We start from the raw sequence: 15,674 nt of genomic DNA, 5'->3' as shown, positions 1-15,674 counted from the left end.
CGCGGCCGGAAACGGGCTACCCGGTGCGAAACCGCTTCCGGCCCCGGGCCATCCTTGGCCCATGAGCGAACTCCGTCCTGAAACCCGTGCCGTCCACCTCCCCCAGCCCGTCATGGAGGGTTCCCGGCCGATCACGGTCCCGATCTACCAGACCTCGGGCTTCGTCTTCGACGACCCGGCCGTCTTCGCCGACGGGATGGGACGCCCCGACGGCGCGTACGTCTACGGCCGCCTGAGCAACCCCACCGTCCGCTCCCTGGAGGAGGCGGTGGCCGGGCTAGAGGGGGGCGTCGGCGCGGTGGCGGCCGGGTCGGGCATGGGGGCCATCAACTCGGTGCTGTTCGCCCTGCTCAAGCCGGGCGACCATGTGATCGCCCAGCGTGCCGTGTACGGCGGCACGTCCACCACCCTGACCGATCTGGTCAGGCGGTTCGGCGTGTCGGTGACGTACGTGCCGGAGGACGACCCGGAGGCGGTCCGCGCGGCGGTGACCCCGCAGACCCGGGTGCTCTACCTGGAGACGATCGCCAACCCGGTGACCCAGGTGGCCGACCTGCCCGCGATGTGCGCGGCGGCCAAGGAGGCCGGTCTCGTCTCGGTGGTGGACAACACCTTCGCCTCGCCCGTCCTGTGCCGCCCGATCGAGCACGGCGCCGACATCGTGGTGCACTCCACGACGAAGTACCTCAGCGGGCACACCGACGTACTCGGCGGCATCGCGGTCTTCGCCTCCGACGAGCTCTACCGCAGGGTCTGGTCCTTCTCCGTCGAGCTGGGCGCGACCCCCGACCCGTTCGCCGCCTGGCTCACCCTGCGCGGCATGCAGACGCTGTCGCTGCGGATGGAACGGCACTGCCACAACACCAGGGTGCTGGCCACCCGCCTCGCCGAGCATCCCGCCGTGACCGCCGTGCACTGGCCGGGCCTGCCGAGCCACCCCTCGCACCAGGTGGCGACGAGGCTGCTGCCCGACTTCGGCGGCGTGTTCTCCTTCGACCTGGCCGGCGGGCGCCCGGCGGGCGAGAAGTTCATGAGCGCCGTACGGCTGGCGCTGCTGGCTCCCTCCCTCGGCGGCGTGGAGACCCTGATCCTGCACCCGGCGACCACCTCGCACCGCGCCCTGACGGCCGAGGAGCTTCTGCGTTCGGGCATCGGGGAGGGTACCGTGCGGGTGGCCGTCGGCATCGAGCACGTGGAGGACCTGTGGGCCGACTTCGAGCAGGCGCTGGCGCAGTCTTCCTGAGGATGCGGACACCGGGGAAGGCGGCGGGTGTGACAGAGAGCATGGCGGTGGACAGGGCGGTGGGATATGGCGGTGGACATGGCTGAGGGTGTGACGGTGACCCGCGCGGATGTCGAGCGGGCCGCGGAGCGGATCGGCGGGCACGCCCGCCGGACCCCCGTGCTGGAGGCGGAGCCGGGGGTGCTGTTCAAGCTGGAGTTCCTCCAGCACGCGGGCTCGTTCAAGGCGCGCGGCGCGTTCAACCGGGTGCTCGCGGCCCGGGAGGCGGGCGAGGCGCCGGCGGGCGGGGTCATCGCGGCCAGCGGCGGCAACCACGGGCTCGCCGTCGCCCACGTGGCCCGCTCGCTGGGCGTCCGGGCGGAGATCTTCGTGCCCGAGGTGACCGGTGAGGTGAAGGTCGCGGGCCTGCGCGCGCTGGGCGCCGAGGTGACGCAGACCGGCGCCGTCTACTCCGACGCCTACGCCGCCTCCCGGGCGCGGGCCGCGCTGACCGGCGCGCTGGAGGTGCACGCCTACGACCATCCCGACGTGGTCGCCGGGCAGGGCACCGTCGGCGCCGAGCTGCTGGAGCAGGCGGGCGGGGTGGACACGATCCTGGTCGCCGTCGGCGGCGGCGGGCTGATCGCGGGCGTCACGGCGGCGGTGGCGGACAAGGCGGCCGTCGTCGCCGTCGAGCCGGAGCGCATCCCCACGCTGGAGCGGGCCCTCGCGGCGGGCCGACCGGTCGACGTCGAGGTGGGCGGGGTCGCCGCCGACGCGCTGGGCGCCACCCGTGTCGGCGGGCTCGCCTTCGAGCTGGTGCGGCGGGCGGGTGTCGGGTCGCTGCTGGTGACCGACGACGCGATCGTGGCGGCGCGCGCGGAGCTGTGGCGCGCCCACCGGATCGCGGTCGAGCCGGCCGGCGCCGCCGCGTACGCGGCCCTGCTGTCCGGGGTCTACCGGCCGCGGCCGGGCGAGCGGGTCGCGGTCGTGCTGTGCGGAGCCAACACCGATCCAGCCACGCTGGCCTGACCTCGCGTCGGCCCGCCGCCCCCGGTCGTGCCGTGCGGGGCCTGCACCGGCCCGCCACGCCGGTTTGACGCGGGTGGCGGGCCGGTGCGGGCGGTCAGCGGTAGCTGTGCTCGGGGGTGGGGAAGGCGCCGGAGGTGACCTCGTCGGCGAAGGTGCGGACCGCCCGGTCCATCTCGCCCGCGAGGTCGGCGTACTTCTTGACGAACTTCGCCGGCTGCGCGGTCAGCCCCATGAGGTCCTGCCAGACCAGCACCTGGGCGTCGCAGTCGGGTCCGGCGCCGATGCCGATGGTCGGCATGGACAGGGCGGCCGTCACCCGCCTGGCCAGCTCGGCCGGCACGCACTCCAGCACGACGGAGAACGCGCCCGCGTGCTCCAGGGCCTTGGCGTCGGCCAGCAGCTCGTCGCCGGACTGCCCGCGTCCCTGCACGCGGTAACCGCCGAAGGCGTTGACCGACTGGGGGGTCAGCCCCAGGTGGGCCATCACCGGGATGCCGGCCGCGACGAGCGCCTCGACCTGCGGCAGCACCCGGCGGCCGCCTTCGAGCTTGACCGCGTGCGCGCCGGCTTCCTTCATGAACCGGGCCGCGGACGCCAGCGCCTGCTCGGGAGACGCCTGGTAGGACCCGAACGGCAGGTCGGCGACGACCATGGCCCGGGTGGAGCCGCGCACCACGGCCGCGGTGAGCGGGATGAGGTCGTCCACCGAGACGGGAAGCGTGGAGTCGTAGCCGTAGACGACCATGGCGGCGGAGTCGCCGACGAGCAGCACCGGGATGCCGGCCTCGTCGAAGACCCGGGCGGTCATCGCGTCGTAGGCGGTGACCATCGGCCACCGCTCGCCCCGCTCCTTGGCGGCGGTGACGTCGCGGACGGTGACCCTTCGCTTTCCCTCGCCGCCATAGAGCGTGGTCGACGGGGACGCAACGGATGTGGCAGAGGACATCGCAGATCCCTCCAGGTCTCGAGGCGCCCCTGTGGCGTCCCCGGACGATTCGATGATGACACGACCGGCTGGACCGTGACACCCCGCCGGTCCCGCTTTATCCGGTTGCGATTCTGTCGGTGCCCTACGCCACAATGCGTGGGGAGGTAAGTAATCACATGGGTATGGAGCCTTACCGGCAGGTGCTGGCGCTGCCGGGCGTGCGGGCGTTGCTGCTGGTCGGAGTGTTCGCGCGGATCCCGGTCACGGCGATGGGGCTCACGCTCACCCTGCACGTGAGCCAGGGGATGGGGCTCGGCCTGACCCAGGCCAGCCTGGTCGGCGCCGTCGTCACGCTGGGCACGGCCGCGGGGGCGCCGCTCGTCGGCAGGTTCATCGACGGGCGGGGGCTGCGGGCCGTGCTGGTCGTGACCACGGTGGCCCAGTTGGTCTTCTGGGTCAGCGCGCCGTTCCTGCCCTATTTCGTGCTGCTGGGCGCGGCCGCGTTCGCGGGTCTGCTGACCCTCCCGGTGTTCACCGTGATCAGGCAGGGCATCGCGGCGATGGTGCCGGCCGAGCGGCGCAGGCCGGGGTTCGCGCTCGACTCCATGTCGGTCGAGGTGTCCTACATGATCGGTCCGGCGGTCGCGGCGGTGGCGGTGACCTCGCTGGGCAGCTTCTGGACGATGGTGTCCGTGGGGGTGGGCGCGGTCCTGTCCGGGGTCGCGCTGTTCGCGCTCAACCCGCCCATAAGCTCGGCGGGGAAGGGCGAGCCGTCCGGCGCCGCCGTCCCGCGCAGGCAGTGGCTGACCCCGGGTTTCGTCGCGCTGCTGTGCGTGGTCGCGGCGCTGACGTTCACCCTCACGGCGACCGAGCTGGCGGTGGTGGCCACCATGCTGGACGGCGGCGTCACCGAGTGGTCCGGTCTGGTGATCGGCCTGTGGTGCGCCTATTCGCTGGCCGGCGGCTTCGTGTACGGCACGCTGTCGCGCGGGTTCTCGCCGCTGGCGCTGTCCGGCGCGATGTGCGCGCTCACCGTGCCGATCGGCCTGGCGGGCGGCGGCTGGGGATGGCTGTGCCTGGCGCTGCTGCCCGCCGGCCTGCTGTGCGCCCCGGCCCTGTCGGCCACCGTCGACCAGGTGAGCCGGAGCGTCCCCGCCGTGGCGCGCGGCGAGGCGATGGGGTTCCACTCGACCGCGCTGACCCTGGGAGTGGCGAGCGGCGGCCCGTTCGCCGGCTGGCTCCTCGACTCCCACGGGCCGGCGTGGGGCTTCGCGGTGACCGGCCTGGTCGGCGGCGCGGTCGTGCTGGCGGCGTGGCCGTTCTGGCGCAGGGCGCGGCCGGTCGCGGAGCCGGTGGTGACCTCCGGCGTGGAGTCTGTCCAGGTCTGAAACCGGATGGTGAGGGATAGTTCACCCAGCATTTCGAAACGGGACGGTTGCGTATCGAAAGTGGGATCCGCTACGCTTGCGTTGCGAAACGATTGCGTATCGAATTCCCGGGGGGACCCTTCTTTGGAACCGCAGCTCGGCCACCCGAAAAGGTGGCAGATCCTCGGCGTGCTGGTCTTCAGCCTGCTCGCCGTGGTGCTCGACAACACCATCCTCAACGTCGCCCTGAAGACCATCGCCGACCCGGTCGCCGGACTCGGCGCCACGCAGAGCCAGCTTGAGTGGGCGATCAACGCCTACACCCTGGTCTTCGCGGGGCTGCTGTTCACCTTCGGCGTCATCGGCGACCGCACCGGCCGCAAGCGGATGCTCTTCATCGGCATGGTGCTCTTCGGTCTCGCCTCACTGGCCAGCGCCTACGCGCAGGACCCGATGCAGCTCGTCGTGGCCCGCGCCTTCATGGGCATGGGCGGCGCGGCCATCATGCCCGCCACGCTGGCGATCATCTCCAACGTCTTCCCGCCGCAGGAGCGCGGCAAGGCCATCGGCATCTGGGCCGGCGGCGTCGGCATCGCCGTGGCGATCGGCCCGATCACCGGCGGCCTGCTCATCGAGCACTTCTGGTGGGGCTCGGTCTTCCTGATCAACGTGCCGGTCGTGCTGATCAGCATGGTGCTGATCGGCCTGGTCGTGCCCGAGTCGCGCGACCCCAACCCCTCCAAGCTCGACCCGGTGGGCGTGCTGCTGTCCATCGTCGGCCTCGTCGCCGTCACCTACGGCATCATCCGCGGCGGCGAGCTCGCCACCGTGACCAGCGCGCAGGTGCTCGTGCCCACGCTGGCCGGCGTCGCCGTCCTCGCGGCCTTCGTCTGGTACGAGCGGCGCATCGCCCACCCCGCCTTCGACGTCCGCTACTTCTCCAACGCCAGGTTCTCCACCGCCATCGGCATGGTCGGCATCGTGTTCTTCGCGATGATGGGCGGGATGTTCTTCCTGGTCTTCTACCTGCAGATCGTGCTGGGCTTCAGCGCGCTGGAGGCCGGAGCCCTGATGATCCCGTTCGCCGCCGCCCAGATCATCTTCGCTCCGATGAGCCAGCGGATGATCCAGCGGTTCGGCGGCAAGGTCTCGGCCACCGCCAGCATGCTGATCATCGCCCTGGTCCTGGCCAGCTACGCCCTGATGGACGAGAACACGTCGGTCTGGGTCATCGAGGTGGTCTTCTTCGTCCAGGGCGCGGCCATGGCGAACATCATGCCGCCGGCCACGACCACGATCATGGAGTCGCTGCCCAGGGAGAAGGCGGGCGTCGGCTCGGCCATGAGCAACACGGTCCGCCAGGTCGCCGGGGCACTTGGCGTCGCCATCCTCGGGTCGGTGCTGTCGGCCAGCTACCGCGACGGCATCGCGCCGGCGCTCACCGTCGTGCCGGAGAACGCGCGGCACGCGGCGGCGGAGTCCATCACCGCCACGATGCCCATCGCCGAGGCCATGGGAGCGCGCGGTCTCGCGCTGGCCGAGGCCGCCAAGAGCGCCTTCCTCGACGGCATGCACCTCACCGCGCTCGTCTCCGCGGCGATCGCGCTGGTGGGGGCGATCGTGGTGGCTGTGTGGCTGCCCGGCAAGGAGAAGGGCGCGCACGCCGCATCGGCGACTCCGCGGGATCAGGAGAGGGAAGCAGCGGTAGTGTGAGCCCACGATGATGACGTATGGAACAGTCGAAGGGACGGCCCGGCCCGCGGGCCGTCCCCGCTCCGCGAAGGCCGATCAGGCCATCATCGACGCCGTCCTCGACCTGATCGGCGAGGGTGTCGGCGTCTCCGAGCTGTCCATCGAGGCGATAGCGACACGGGCCGGAGTGGGCAAGACGACGATCTACCGGCGGTGGTCCAACAAGGAGGACCTCGTCGTGGACGCGCTGGCGGCGCTCAAGGCACCGCTGCCCGCCTTCCCCGGCACATCCGTCCGGGACGACCTGATCCTCTACCTCAACGTCATCCGCCAGGAGTCGGGCAACCCGCGTACCCGCTGCGTGATGAACATCGCGATGAGCGAGCAGGACCGCCATCCGCGGCTGGCCGAGCGCTTCCACGAGGTCGCCGTCGAGCCGCGCCGCGCGGCCCTGCGCGCCGTGCTGCACCGCGGCATGGAGACCGGCGAGATCCGGCGCGACATCGACGTCGAGATCGCCATGGCCGTGATCGGCGGAGCCATGGTGTGGTCGCTCAAGAGCGTGCGCGAGGCCAAGGACCTGCCGGAGGACCTCGCCGAGCGCATCGTCGACGAGCTCATGGCCGGTCTCGCCGGCCGCTGAACGGACCGGCCGGGGCCGCCCTTCGCGGGCGGCCCTCGGGGGACGGTCAGGCGCGGGAGGCCCCTCGGGGGACGGTCAGGAGGCCGTCTCCCGCCAGCGGTTGGTGATGGGCAGCCGCCGGTCCCTGCCGAAGTTCTTCGGCGTGATCTTCGGACCCGGCGGATACTGCCTCCGCTTGTACTCGGCCAGGTCCACCAGCCGGATCACCCTGGCCACCAGGTCGGGATCGTGCCCGGCGGCGAGCAGCTCCTCCCGGCCCATGTCCTTCTCCACGTAGTCGTCGAGCAACCGGTCCAGCACCTCGTACGGCGGCAGCGAGTCGGTGTCGCGCTGGTCGGGGCGCAGCTCGGCGCTGGGTTCCTTGACGATGGAGTTCTCGGGGATGGGCGGGCCGCCGAAGTCGTACAGGAAGTCACCCGCGCCGCGCTGCTCGTTGCGCCACCGCGACAGCGCCCAGACCGTCGTCTTGAACACGTCCTTGATCGGCGCGAAGCCGCCCGCCGAGTCGCCGTAGAGGGTGGAGTAACCGGTGGCCAGCTCGCTCTTGTTCCCGGTGGTGAGCACCAGGTGGCCGTGCTCGTTGGACAGGCCCATCAGCAGCATGCCGCGCACCCGGGCCTGGAGGTTCTCGGCGGCCAGGCCGCTCAGCTCGATCTCCTTCTCGAAGGCGTCCACGATGCCCTCGATCGGCACGACCTTGGCCCGCAGCCCCTGCCGGTCCACCAGCTCCTGCGCGTCGCTCACCGAGTGGTCGGAGGAGTGCCTGGAGGGCATCAGCACGACGTGCACCCGCTCCGGGCCGATGGCGTCGGCCGCGATCGTCGCGGTCAGCGCGGAGTCGATGCCGCCGGACAGGCCGAGGATCACCGACTGGAAGCCGTTCTTGGCGACGTAGTCGCGCACGCCGAGGACCAGGGCGGAGTAGACCTCCTCCAGGTCGTCGAGCCGCCGGGCCACCGCGGGCGGCTCAGGCTCCCGGGCGGCCGGGCGGGCGGCGTCCAGGCGCAGGCGCTCCACGGTGATCGTGCTCCCGTCGCCCGCGGTGAACGGGTGCTCGCCGGGCTCGGCGTCCGGCGCGGCCTCCGGCAGCTCCAGGTCGGCGATCAGCAACTGCTCGCAGAACTGCGCCGCCCGCGCGATCAGCTCACCGTCCGCGCCGACCACGATCGAGTCGCCGTCGAAGATCAGCTCGTCCTGCCCGCCGACCTGGTTGACGTACGCGAGCGCGCATCCGGCCTCCCGCGCCCTGCGCGCGACGAGCTCCAGCCGGACGTCGTCCTTCTCCCGCTCGTACGGCGACGCGTTCGGCACCACGATCAGCCCGGCGCCCGCCTGGGCGACCACCGACACCGGCCCGCCCTCCTGCCACAGGTCCTCGCAGACCGCGACGGCGACGTCCACCCCGTGCAGCCGGAAGACGGGCAACCGGTCACCGCGCACGAAGTAGCGGTATTCATCGAAGACGCCGTAGTTGGGCAGGTGGTGCTTCGCCGTACGGGTGACCACGGCGCCCCGGTGGAGCAGCGCCGCCGCGTCCAGCGGGGCGCCCTTGGGCTGCCCGACCCGCGGCGCGAGCCCCGCCCGGTCCACGTAACCCACGACGACCGGGATCTCGCCGAGCCCCTCGTCGGCGAGCCGCCGGGCGGCGCTCTCCAGCGCCTGGATCGACGCCTCCACGAAGGAGTTGCGCAGCACCAGGTCCTCGACCGGATACCCGGTGAGGAACATCTCGGTGAACACCACGAGCTCGGCGCCGCGCTCCGCGGCCCGGCGCGTCCAGTCGACGAGCATGCCGGCGTTGGCCGTCAGATCGCCGACGGTCGGATTGGTCTGAGCCAGGGCAATTCGCAGGTGTGTCACGGTGACCACTGTATGACGGACCCCGCCGGGCGGCAGAACCTCGTCCGTCAAGCGGAAACGTCCCTGGTGGGAGGGGGTGCCGCCAGGGCGGGCAGGGGGAGGACCGCCTCCACCCTGGTGCCGCCCCCGGGCGGGGAGGAGATCACGCAGCTGCCGCCGAGCTCGGCCGCGCGCTCGCGCATGGAGGCCGTGCCGACGCCGACGCGGCGCCCCTCCGGCAGCCCCCTGCCGTCGTCGCACACCAGTACGACGAGCGCGTGCCGGGCGCCCGGCGGGCGCGCGCGGCGCAGCGAGACGGCCGCCGACCGCGCGTGCGCGTGCCTGCGCACGTTGGTCAGGGCCTCCTGGACGATCCGATAGGCGGCGACCTCCACCGCGGCCGGCAGGTCCCCGGCGCTCCCGGCGTTCCCGGCATCCGCGGTGGCCTCGATGTCCTGCGTGTCCACGGTCACCGGCGGCCCCGGCTCCGCGGCGAGGGCGCGTACGGCGCCGGCCAGGCCGAGGTCGTCCAGGCTCGGCGGGCGCAGGCCGTAGACCAGGTCCCGGATCTCCTGGCTGACCGTGTCCATGCCGCTGCGCAGGTCGAGCAGCAGCCGGTCGGCGTCGGACGGCGCGTCATGCAACCGCAGCCGGGCGATGTTGAGCGACATCGACATCGCGGTGAGCGCCTGGCCCAGGCCGTCGTGCAGGTCGCGGCGCAGCCGCCGGCGTTCCTCCTCGCGCGCCGACAGGATGCGTTCCCTGGAACGCTGGAGGTTCGCCGACATCAGCACGGCGTGCGCCACGTCGGCCACGTAGGGGGTGACGACGGCGATGAGCCGGTCGTTGTGCGCGGCGGCGAACCTGCGCGGCCCCGGCGGCCCGAGCAGCATCCGGCCCACCGGCTCCCCGTGCCACACCAGCGGCACCTCCCGCCCGCCCTGCCCACCGGCCCGGCCCAGCTCGACCCGGGTGCCGGCGCCGGCGACCTCGACCGCGACGCCGGTCACGCCGAGCCCGTCGCGGGCCACCGCGGCGACTGCGGCCAGCGCATCCCCCGGCTCCGCCGCGCCCACCTCACGGGTGAGCCTGCGCGCGAGCTCCTGCGGGTCGCCGTGCCTGCCGTACAGCATCAGGTCGGTCCACCGGCGCAGGCCGCGGCGCAGCGGCTGGAAGAACACGCCCGCGAACAGCGCCGCCACGAGCCCGGCGGCCGGGTCGTAGCCGGAGACGAACAGGCTGGTGAGCGCGCTCACGCCGAAGTAGACGACACCGACGGAGGCGACCAGGCCGGTGGCCACGACGGTCCGGCTGATCACGGTCTTGATGCCGTAGAGCCGGTACCTGAGCACGGCGAAGGTGATCACCAGCGGGATCAGCGCCGTCCACACGGTCGCGAGCACCCAGAACCGCGGCCCGGCGAACAGGCAGACCACGTAGATCATGAACGTCGCCAGCGGCCAGCCGATCTGCCTGCGCAGCTCCGGTCCCGCATGCACCATGCGCAGCACCAGCGACACCAGCGCCAGCAGCACGAAGCCGTACATCACGATCGTCAGCCACTCGAGCATTGGAGCGTGGAAGGGCGCCAGGGTGTCCACGGCGAGCGGGTTGGGGATGACCGAGGGCCACCGGTAGGTCGCGGCGTCCGGCGTCGGCCGCACGACGACCAACAGCGCGTCCACGGCGATCGCCGCCGTGCCCAGCACGGCCACCGGGCGCCACCGGCGCGAGGGCAGCCGGTCGTCCGGCGACAGCAGCGGAAGCAGCAACGCGAGTACGGCGGCGCCGCCCGCCCAGCCGACGACGCCCACGATCCGCCAGATCCCGGCCGCCTCCATCGCGCCGCCCGAGGCCGCCTGGAACATCAGGCCGGTGCCGAAGACGTTCACCGCCGTGGCCAGGCCGCCGGCGCACATCAGCCACGCCATGACCAGCCGGGGGCGGTGCACGATGAGGAAGGCGCCGACGATCGGGAAGGTGAGCGCCGCCCCGTTGTCCGGCGAGGCCGGCGGGTCGGGGAACCACGCGGCCGGCAGCCGCGCCGTCGCCACCATCCCGCAGACCGCCAGCGCCACCGACACCACGGCCATCCCCACGGCCAGCACCCGCGGCACACTCACCGCCCGACGCCCGGCACCCCACGCCCACCCCCACCCAACCAAGCCACCCACCAAGCCGCCTCCCGGACCGCCTCCCGGACCGCCTCCCGGGCTGCCCGCCGGGCCGCTTCCCGAACCGTCCGCTGAGACGCTTTCCGGACCGCCTCCCGGGTTGCCCGCCAAGCCGCCCGCCGAGCCGCTTCCCGGGCTGTCCGCCGAGATGCCGCCCGAGGCGCCCGCTGAGACGCCTTCCCGGCTGTCCGTCGTCGTGGGGGAGAGACGGGACGGGGTGGCCGGGGGGTGGGGGATGGAGGGCATGGCGGGCCGGTTTCAGGATCTGGAGGCGGCGGGGTTGACCAGGCCCGACTCGTAGGCCGCCACGACCAGCTGGGCCCGGTCGAACAGGCCGAGCCGGTCCAGCAGTTCGGCGACCGACTCGGTGACCGTCTGCTCGGGGACGGAGAGCGTGGCGGCGATCTGGCGGTTCGTCAGGCCGCGCGCGACCAGCTTGAGCAGGTCGAGCCGGGTGTCGGACAGCCCGGCCAGCGCGGGCGGCGCGGCAGGGTCGGCGCGGCCGGCGAACGCGGCGATCAGCCTGGTCGTGACGGCCGGGTCGATCAGGGCGTCGCCCGCGGCGGCGGCGCGCAGGGCGGCGACGAACTGCTCGGGCGAGGAGGTCTTCAACACGAACCCGCTCACCCCCGCACGCAGGGCCGCATAAAGGTTGTCGTCGGTGCCGAACGTCGTCATCATGATCACTTTGGGCGGGTCCGGGTCCGCGAGAAGCCGCCTGGCCGCGGCGAGGCCGTCGAGCCTGGGCATCTGGATGTCCATCAGCACGAGGTCGGGACGGAGCCGCCCGACCACGGCGATCGCCTGCTCGCCGTCCTCCGCCTCGCCGGCCGTCTCAAGGCCGGGCTGGGCGTCCAGCATCACCCGCAACCCGGTCCGCACCAACGCCTGGTCGTCCACCACCACGACCCGCAACGCCCGCCCCACGACAGCCCCACCCGCGCCGTACCCGCCCCCAGGCCCACCAGCGCCATGCCGCCCAGCCGCTCGCCCGCCCGCCGGCCCGTCTCCATACGCACCCGCCGGTCCGTCCCCGTGCCCGCCCGCGGCCGGTCCGTCCCCATACGCCCCCGCCGGTCCGTTCCCGCCGCGTCCGCCGTACTGCCCGGCCGCGCGCCCGTCCGGCCATCCGTGCCCGTGCGCGTCCGCCGGCGCGCCGTCGCGTCCGGTTGCGGCCGGGACCGTGGGGCCGTGGGCGGAGGTGGGACGGGTGGGGGCGGTGGGGGGAGGGGTGTGAGGGCCTTCGAGGTAGGGGGCCTGGGCGAGCATGTCGGCTTCCAGGCGCCGGAGGGTGGTGCCGAGGTCGAGGCCGAGTTCGTCGCGCCACAGGGTGCGGGCCCTGCGCAGCGCGCCCAGGGCGTCGCCCTGGCGGCCCGCGCGGTAGAGGGCGAGGGCCAGCAGCCGCCACGCCTCCTCCCGGAGCGGATGGGCCGTGGCGTGCGCTTCGAGGTCGGGCACCACGGACGCGGACCCGCCGAGCGCGACCCCGGCCGCGGCCCGTCGCTCCAGGGCGACCAGGCGCAGTTCCTCCAGACGGCCCGACTCGGTGGCCGCCCACATCAGGTCGGCGAACTCGGCGAGCGCCGGCCCGCGCCACAGGCCGAGGGCGGTCTCCATGCGCTCCCAGCCGGCCGCGTCGCCGTCCTCCTCCGTTCGCGCCCCCTCCCACCTGACCAGCGACTCGAACCGCCACGCGTCCACCTGGCCGGTCTCGGCCCGCAGCGCGTAGCCGGGCGGGGCGGTGACCAGCACGCCGGCCTCCTCCCGCGGAGCGCGGTCCGGCTCCAGGGCCCTGCGCAGCCGCGAGACGTACCCCTGGATCGTCGACAGCGCCTGGGCGGGCGGTTCCCCCGGCCACAGCTCGTCGATCAGCGTGTTCACCGGTACGGCACGCCCGCCGGCCACCAGCAGCCGGGCCAGCACCGCCCGCTGGCGCTGGCCGCCCAGGTCGAGCGGCACGCCGTCACGGCAGACCTGAAACGGCCCCAGAATATGAAAAGTCAGCATTTCAGCGGTCAGCGTACGGGCAGCCGGACCTGAAAAGGTATGACGACGCCCAGGCGCCGGAACCGGTTGTCGTGCTTTGGCGGTACATATCGCCGAAGGCTAGCGACGACCGATTCGCAACGAATCAATGCCCGATCAAACCGGTGGCCCGACGGCTTCCTGCCAGGTCAGCGGCATATCGGACGCCTCGTGGTGGGATGGGCGGCCTCCTCTTCCATACCGGTGCCCGCGCCGGGATCGTCAGGCGGGAGCCGGCTCCTGGTTAGACTCCCAGGCGTGATTGCCCATGTTCACGGCCCCGGGGGCCGTTAGGTTGCACATGCCGGAGCATCCCCCGCGCTTGCTCGCCGGTCGCTACGTGCTCCAGGAGCCCCTGGGCGAAGGAGGCATGGGCGTCGTCTGGCGCGCCCACGACCAGCTCCTGCACCGCCCCGTCGCGGTCAAGCAGGTGCAGCTGCGCAACGCCTACGCGCCGCCGGAGCGGGCCGCGGCGCTCCGCCGTACGCTCCGGGAGGCCAGGCTCGCCGCGCAGCTCAACCACCCCGGCGTGATCACCGTGCACGACGTGGTGGAGGAGGACGGGCTGCCGTGGATCGTCATGGAGCTGGTCAGGGGGCGTTCGCTCGGCCACGCCATCCAGGACGGGCCGTTGCCGGAGGCCGCGGTGGCAGCGATCGGCACGTGGGTGCTGGAGGCGCTGTCCACGGCGCACGCCGCCGGGATCGTGCACAGGGACGTGAAGCCGGCCAACATCCTCATCACCGGTGAGCGGGTCGTGCTGACCGACTTCGGGCTGTCCGTGCCGGCCACCCACGCCGCGAACCCCACCGGGTCCGGGCGGCTCGTCGGCACACCCGCCTACCTCGCGCCCGAGCGGATCCAGGGGGAGAGCGCCTCGGCCGCCTCCGACCTGTGGGCGGTCGGGGTGACGCTCTACCAGGCGGCGGAGGGGCACCAGCCGTTCGCCCGCGACGACCTGCCCGCCGTGCTCTCGGCCATCCTGCACCAGGACCCGCCGCCACCCCGCCGGCTCAACCGGCTGGCCCCCCTCGTCACCGGCCTGACCCGCAAACAGCGGTCGGAGCGGTGGTCCGCCGCCGACGCCCTGGCCTACCTGAACCGGCTGTCGCGAGGGCCCGGCCGCGGCGGCTGGTTCCCCGGGCAGCCGCCCGGCGTCACACGCGCGCACTGACTTCGCCAACGGCCGGCCAGGGAGTAGGCGGAGACTCTCCGCACAAGGCTTAGAATCACCGGAAACCGGTGCTCACGGGGCTTCCTCACCGCGACCCCCCGTAACGTGTGCGAAACACGAAGCGGGCAGACTGGTAGCCGACCAGACATGTCTTCCGCTGACCGCGATGACAATGAGGTTGAGCACGGCAGCGCACGAAGGAGATGCCTTGGACCGCCAGCAGGAGTTCGTTCTGCGCACCCTTGAGGAGCGCGACATCCGGTTCATCCGGTTGTGGTTCAGCGACGTGCTCGGGTTCCTCAAGTCGGTGGCCATCGCGCCCGCCGAGCTCGAGGGCGCCTTCGCCGAGGGGATCGGGTTCGACGGCTCCTCGATCCAGGGGTTCGCCCGGGTCTACGAGTCGGACATGCTGGCCAAGCCGGATCCGGGCACCTTCCAGATCATCCCGTGGCGGAGCGAGTCGCCGGGCGCGGCCCGGATCTTCTGCGACATCCTCATGCCGGACGGGTCCCCCTCGCACGCCGACCCGCGCTGGGTGCTCAAGCGCACGCTGGCCAAGGCCGCCGACATGGGCTTCACCTTCTACACCCATCCCGAGGTGGAGTTCTTCCTGCTCAAGCGCAAGCCGGAGCCGGGGGAGCGGCCGGAGCCGATCGACTCGGGCGGCTACTTCGACCACACCCCGCACAGCTCGGGACACGACTTCCGGCGCAACGCGATCATGATGCTGGAGTCGATGGGCATCTCGGTGGAGTACAGCCACCACGAGGGCGCCCCCGGCCAGCAGGAGATCGACCTGCGTTACGCCGACGCGCTCACCACCGCCGACAACATCATGACCTTCCGCCTGGTCATGAAGGAGGTGGCGCTGGAGTCGGGGGTGTGGGCGAGCTTCATGCCCAAGCCGTTCACCGAGCACCCCGGTTCCGGCATGCACACCCACATGTCGCTCTTCGAGGGCGACCGCAACGCGTTCTACGAGCCGGGCGCCGACTACCAGCTGTCCAAGGTGGGCCGCTCGTTCATCGGCGGGCTGCTCCGGCACGCCGCCGAGATCACCGCCGTGTGCAACCAGTGGGTCAACTCCTACAAGCGGCTGTGGGGCGGCTCCGAGGCCATCGCCGGGCAGGGCGGTGAGGCGCCCAGCTACATCTCCTGGGGCCACAACAACCGCTCCGCGCTGGTCCGGGTGCCGATGTACAAGCCGCACAAGGGCGGCTCGACGCGCATCGAGTTCCGTTCGCTCGACTCCGCGTGCAACCCCTACCTCGCGTTCGCGGTGATCCTGGCCGCCGGGCTCAAGGGCATCGAGGAGGGCTACGAGATGCCTCCCGGCGCCGAGGACGACGTGTGGGCCCTGACCAGCGCCGAGCGGCGCGCGCTGGGCATCCAGCCGCTGCCGCAGTCGCTGGACGAGGCGATCATGGCGATGGAGCGCAGCGAGCTGGTCGCCGAGACCCTGGGCGAGCACGTCTTCGACTACTTCCTGCGCAACAAGCGCGCCGAGTGGCACGAGTACCGCCGCCAGGTCACGGAGTTCGAGCTCGGCCGCTACCTGCCCATCCTGTAGCCGCGGGC

11 protein-coding genes are annotated in these 15,674 nt (G+C 72.7%); 7 read left to right on the top strand and 4 right to left on the bottom strand.

What is annotated here, in order from left to right; all coding sequences use genetic code 11:
* The first annotated feature begins 61 nt into the window (after positions 1-61).
* Positions 62-1,243 (top strand): trans-sulfuration enzyme family protein, encoded by a 1,182-nt coding sequence (locus QSK26_RS28190; protein WP_285778296.1) that lies wholly within the window; start codon positions 62-64, stop codon positions 1,241-1,243.
* 78 nt (positions 1,244-1,321) lie between these two features.
* Positions 1,322-2,254 carry a threonine/serine dehydratase gene (locus QSK26_RS28185; protein WP_285778295.1) on the top strand — a complete coding sequence of 311 codons (933 nt, stop codon included), beginning with the start codon at positions 1,322-1,324 and terminating at the stop codon, positions 2,252-2,254.
* A gap of 94 nt (positions 2,255-2,348) precedes the next feature.
* Here QSK26_RS28185 and panB read toward each other — a convergent pair whose 3' ends face one another.
* The gene (gene panB, locus QSK26_RS28180; RefSeq protein ID WP_285778294.1) at positions 2,349-3,200 is read right to left on the bottom strand and encodes a 3-methyl-2-oxobutanoate hydroxymethyltransferase; all 852 of its coding nucleotides are present in this window, start codon (positions 3,198-3,200) and stop codon (positions 2,349-2,351) included.
* Between the two features lie 158 nt (positions 3,201-3,358).
* On the opposite strand from panB, the gene QSK26_RS28175 reads away from it, so the two are divergent.
* From QSK26_RS28175 to QSK26_RS28165, 3 genes are all read left to right on the top strand, one after another.
* Positions 3,359-4,570, top strand: a complete 1,212-nt coding sequence (locus QSK26_RS28175; protein WP_285778293.1) for an MFS transporter — start codon at positions 3,359-3,361, stop codon at positions 4,568-4,570.
* Between the two features lie 123 nt (positions 4,571-4,693).
* A complete protein-coding gene (locus tag QSK26_RS28170; protein ID WP_285778292.1) occupies positions 4,694-6,262 on the top strand; it encodes an MFS transporter in 1,569 nt (522 codons plus the stop codon).
* 10 nt (positions 6,263-6,272) lie between these two features.
* On the top strand, positions 6,273-6,884 hold the full coding sequence (locus QSK26_RS28165; RefSeq protein ID WP_285778291.1) for a TetR/AcrR family transcriptional regulator: 612 nt from the start codon (positions 6,273-6,275) through the stop codon (positions 6,882-6,884).
* A gap of 75 nt (positions 6,885-6,959) precedes the next feature.
* On the opposite strand, the gene QSK26_RS28160 is transcribed toward QSK26_RS28165, so the two are convergent.
* From QSK26_RS28160 to QSK26_RS41910, 3 genes are all read right to left on the bottom strand, one after another.
* Positions 6,960-8,744 carry an NAD+ synthase gene (locus QSK26_RS28160; protein ID WP_285778290.1) on the bottom strand — a complete coding sequence of 595 codons (1,785 nt, stop codon included), beginning with the start codon at positions 8,742-8,744 and terminating at the stop codon, positions 6,960-6,962.
* Between the two features lie 47 nt (positions 8,745-8,791).
* On the bottom strand, positions 8,792-10,846 hold the full coding sequence (locus QSK26_RS28155; protein WP_285778289.1) for a sensor histidine kinase: 2,055 nt from the start codon (positions 10,844-10,846) through the stop codon (positions 8,792-8,794).
* A gap of 309 nt (positions 10,847-11,155) precedes the next feature.
* Entirely contained in the window at positions 11,156-12,856 is a 1,701-nt protein-coding gene (locus QSK26_RS41910) for a BTAD domain-containing putative transcriptional regulator (protein WP_352244410.1), read from the bottom strand.
* Positions 12,857-13,223: 367 nt separating this feature from the next.
* On the opposite strand from QSK26_RS41910, the gene QSK26_RS28140 reads away from it, so the two are divergent.
* Together QSK26_RS28140 and QSK26_RS28135 are read left to right on the top strand one after the other, a co-directional pair.
* Positions 13,224-14,096 carry a serine/threonine-protein kinase gene (locus QSK26_RS28140; RefSeq protein WP_285778288.1) on the top strand — a complete coding sequence of 291 codons (873 nt, stop codon included), beginning with the start codon at positions 13,224-13,226 and terminating at the stop codon, positions 14,094-14,096.
* 208 nt (positions 14,097-14,304) lie between these two features.
* Entirely contained in the window at positions 14,305-15,666 is a 1,362-nt protein-coding gene (locus QSK26_RS28135) for a glutamine synthetase family protein (RefSeq protein WP_285778287.1), read from the top strand.
* Positions 15,667-15,674: the final 8 nt, after the last annotated feature.

The organism is Microtetraspora sp. NBRC 13810, from assembly GCF_030268685.1.
Lineage (GTDB): Bacteria > Actinomycetota > Actinomycetes > Streptosporangiales > Streptosporangiaceae > BSRQ01.
The sequence above is the reverse complement of the archived record's forward strand: the minus strand, read 5'-3'. Positions and strand labels throughout refer to the sequence as shown.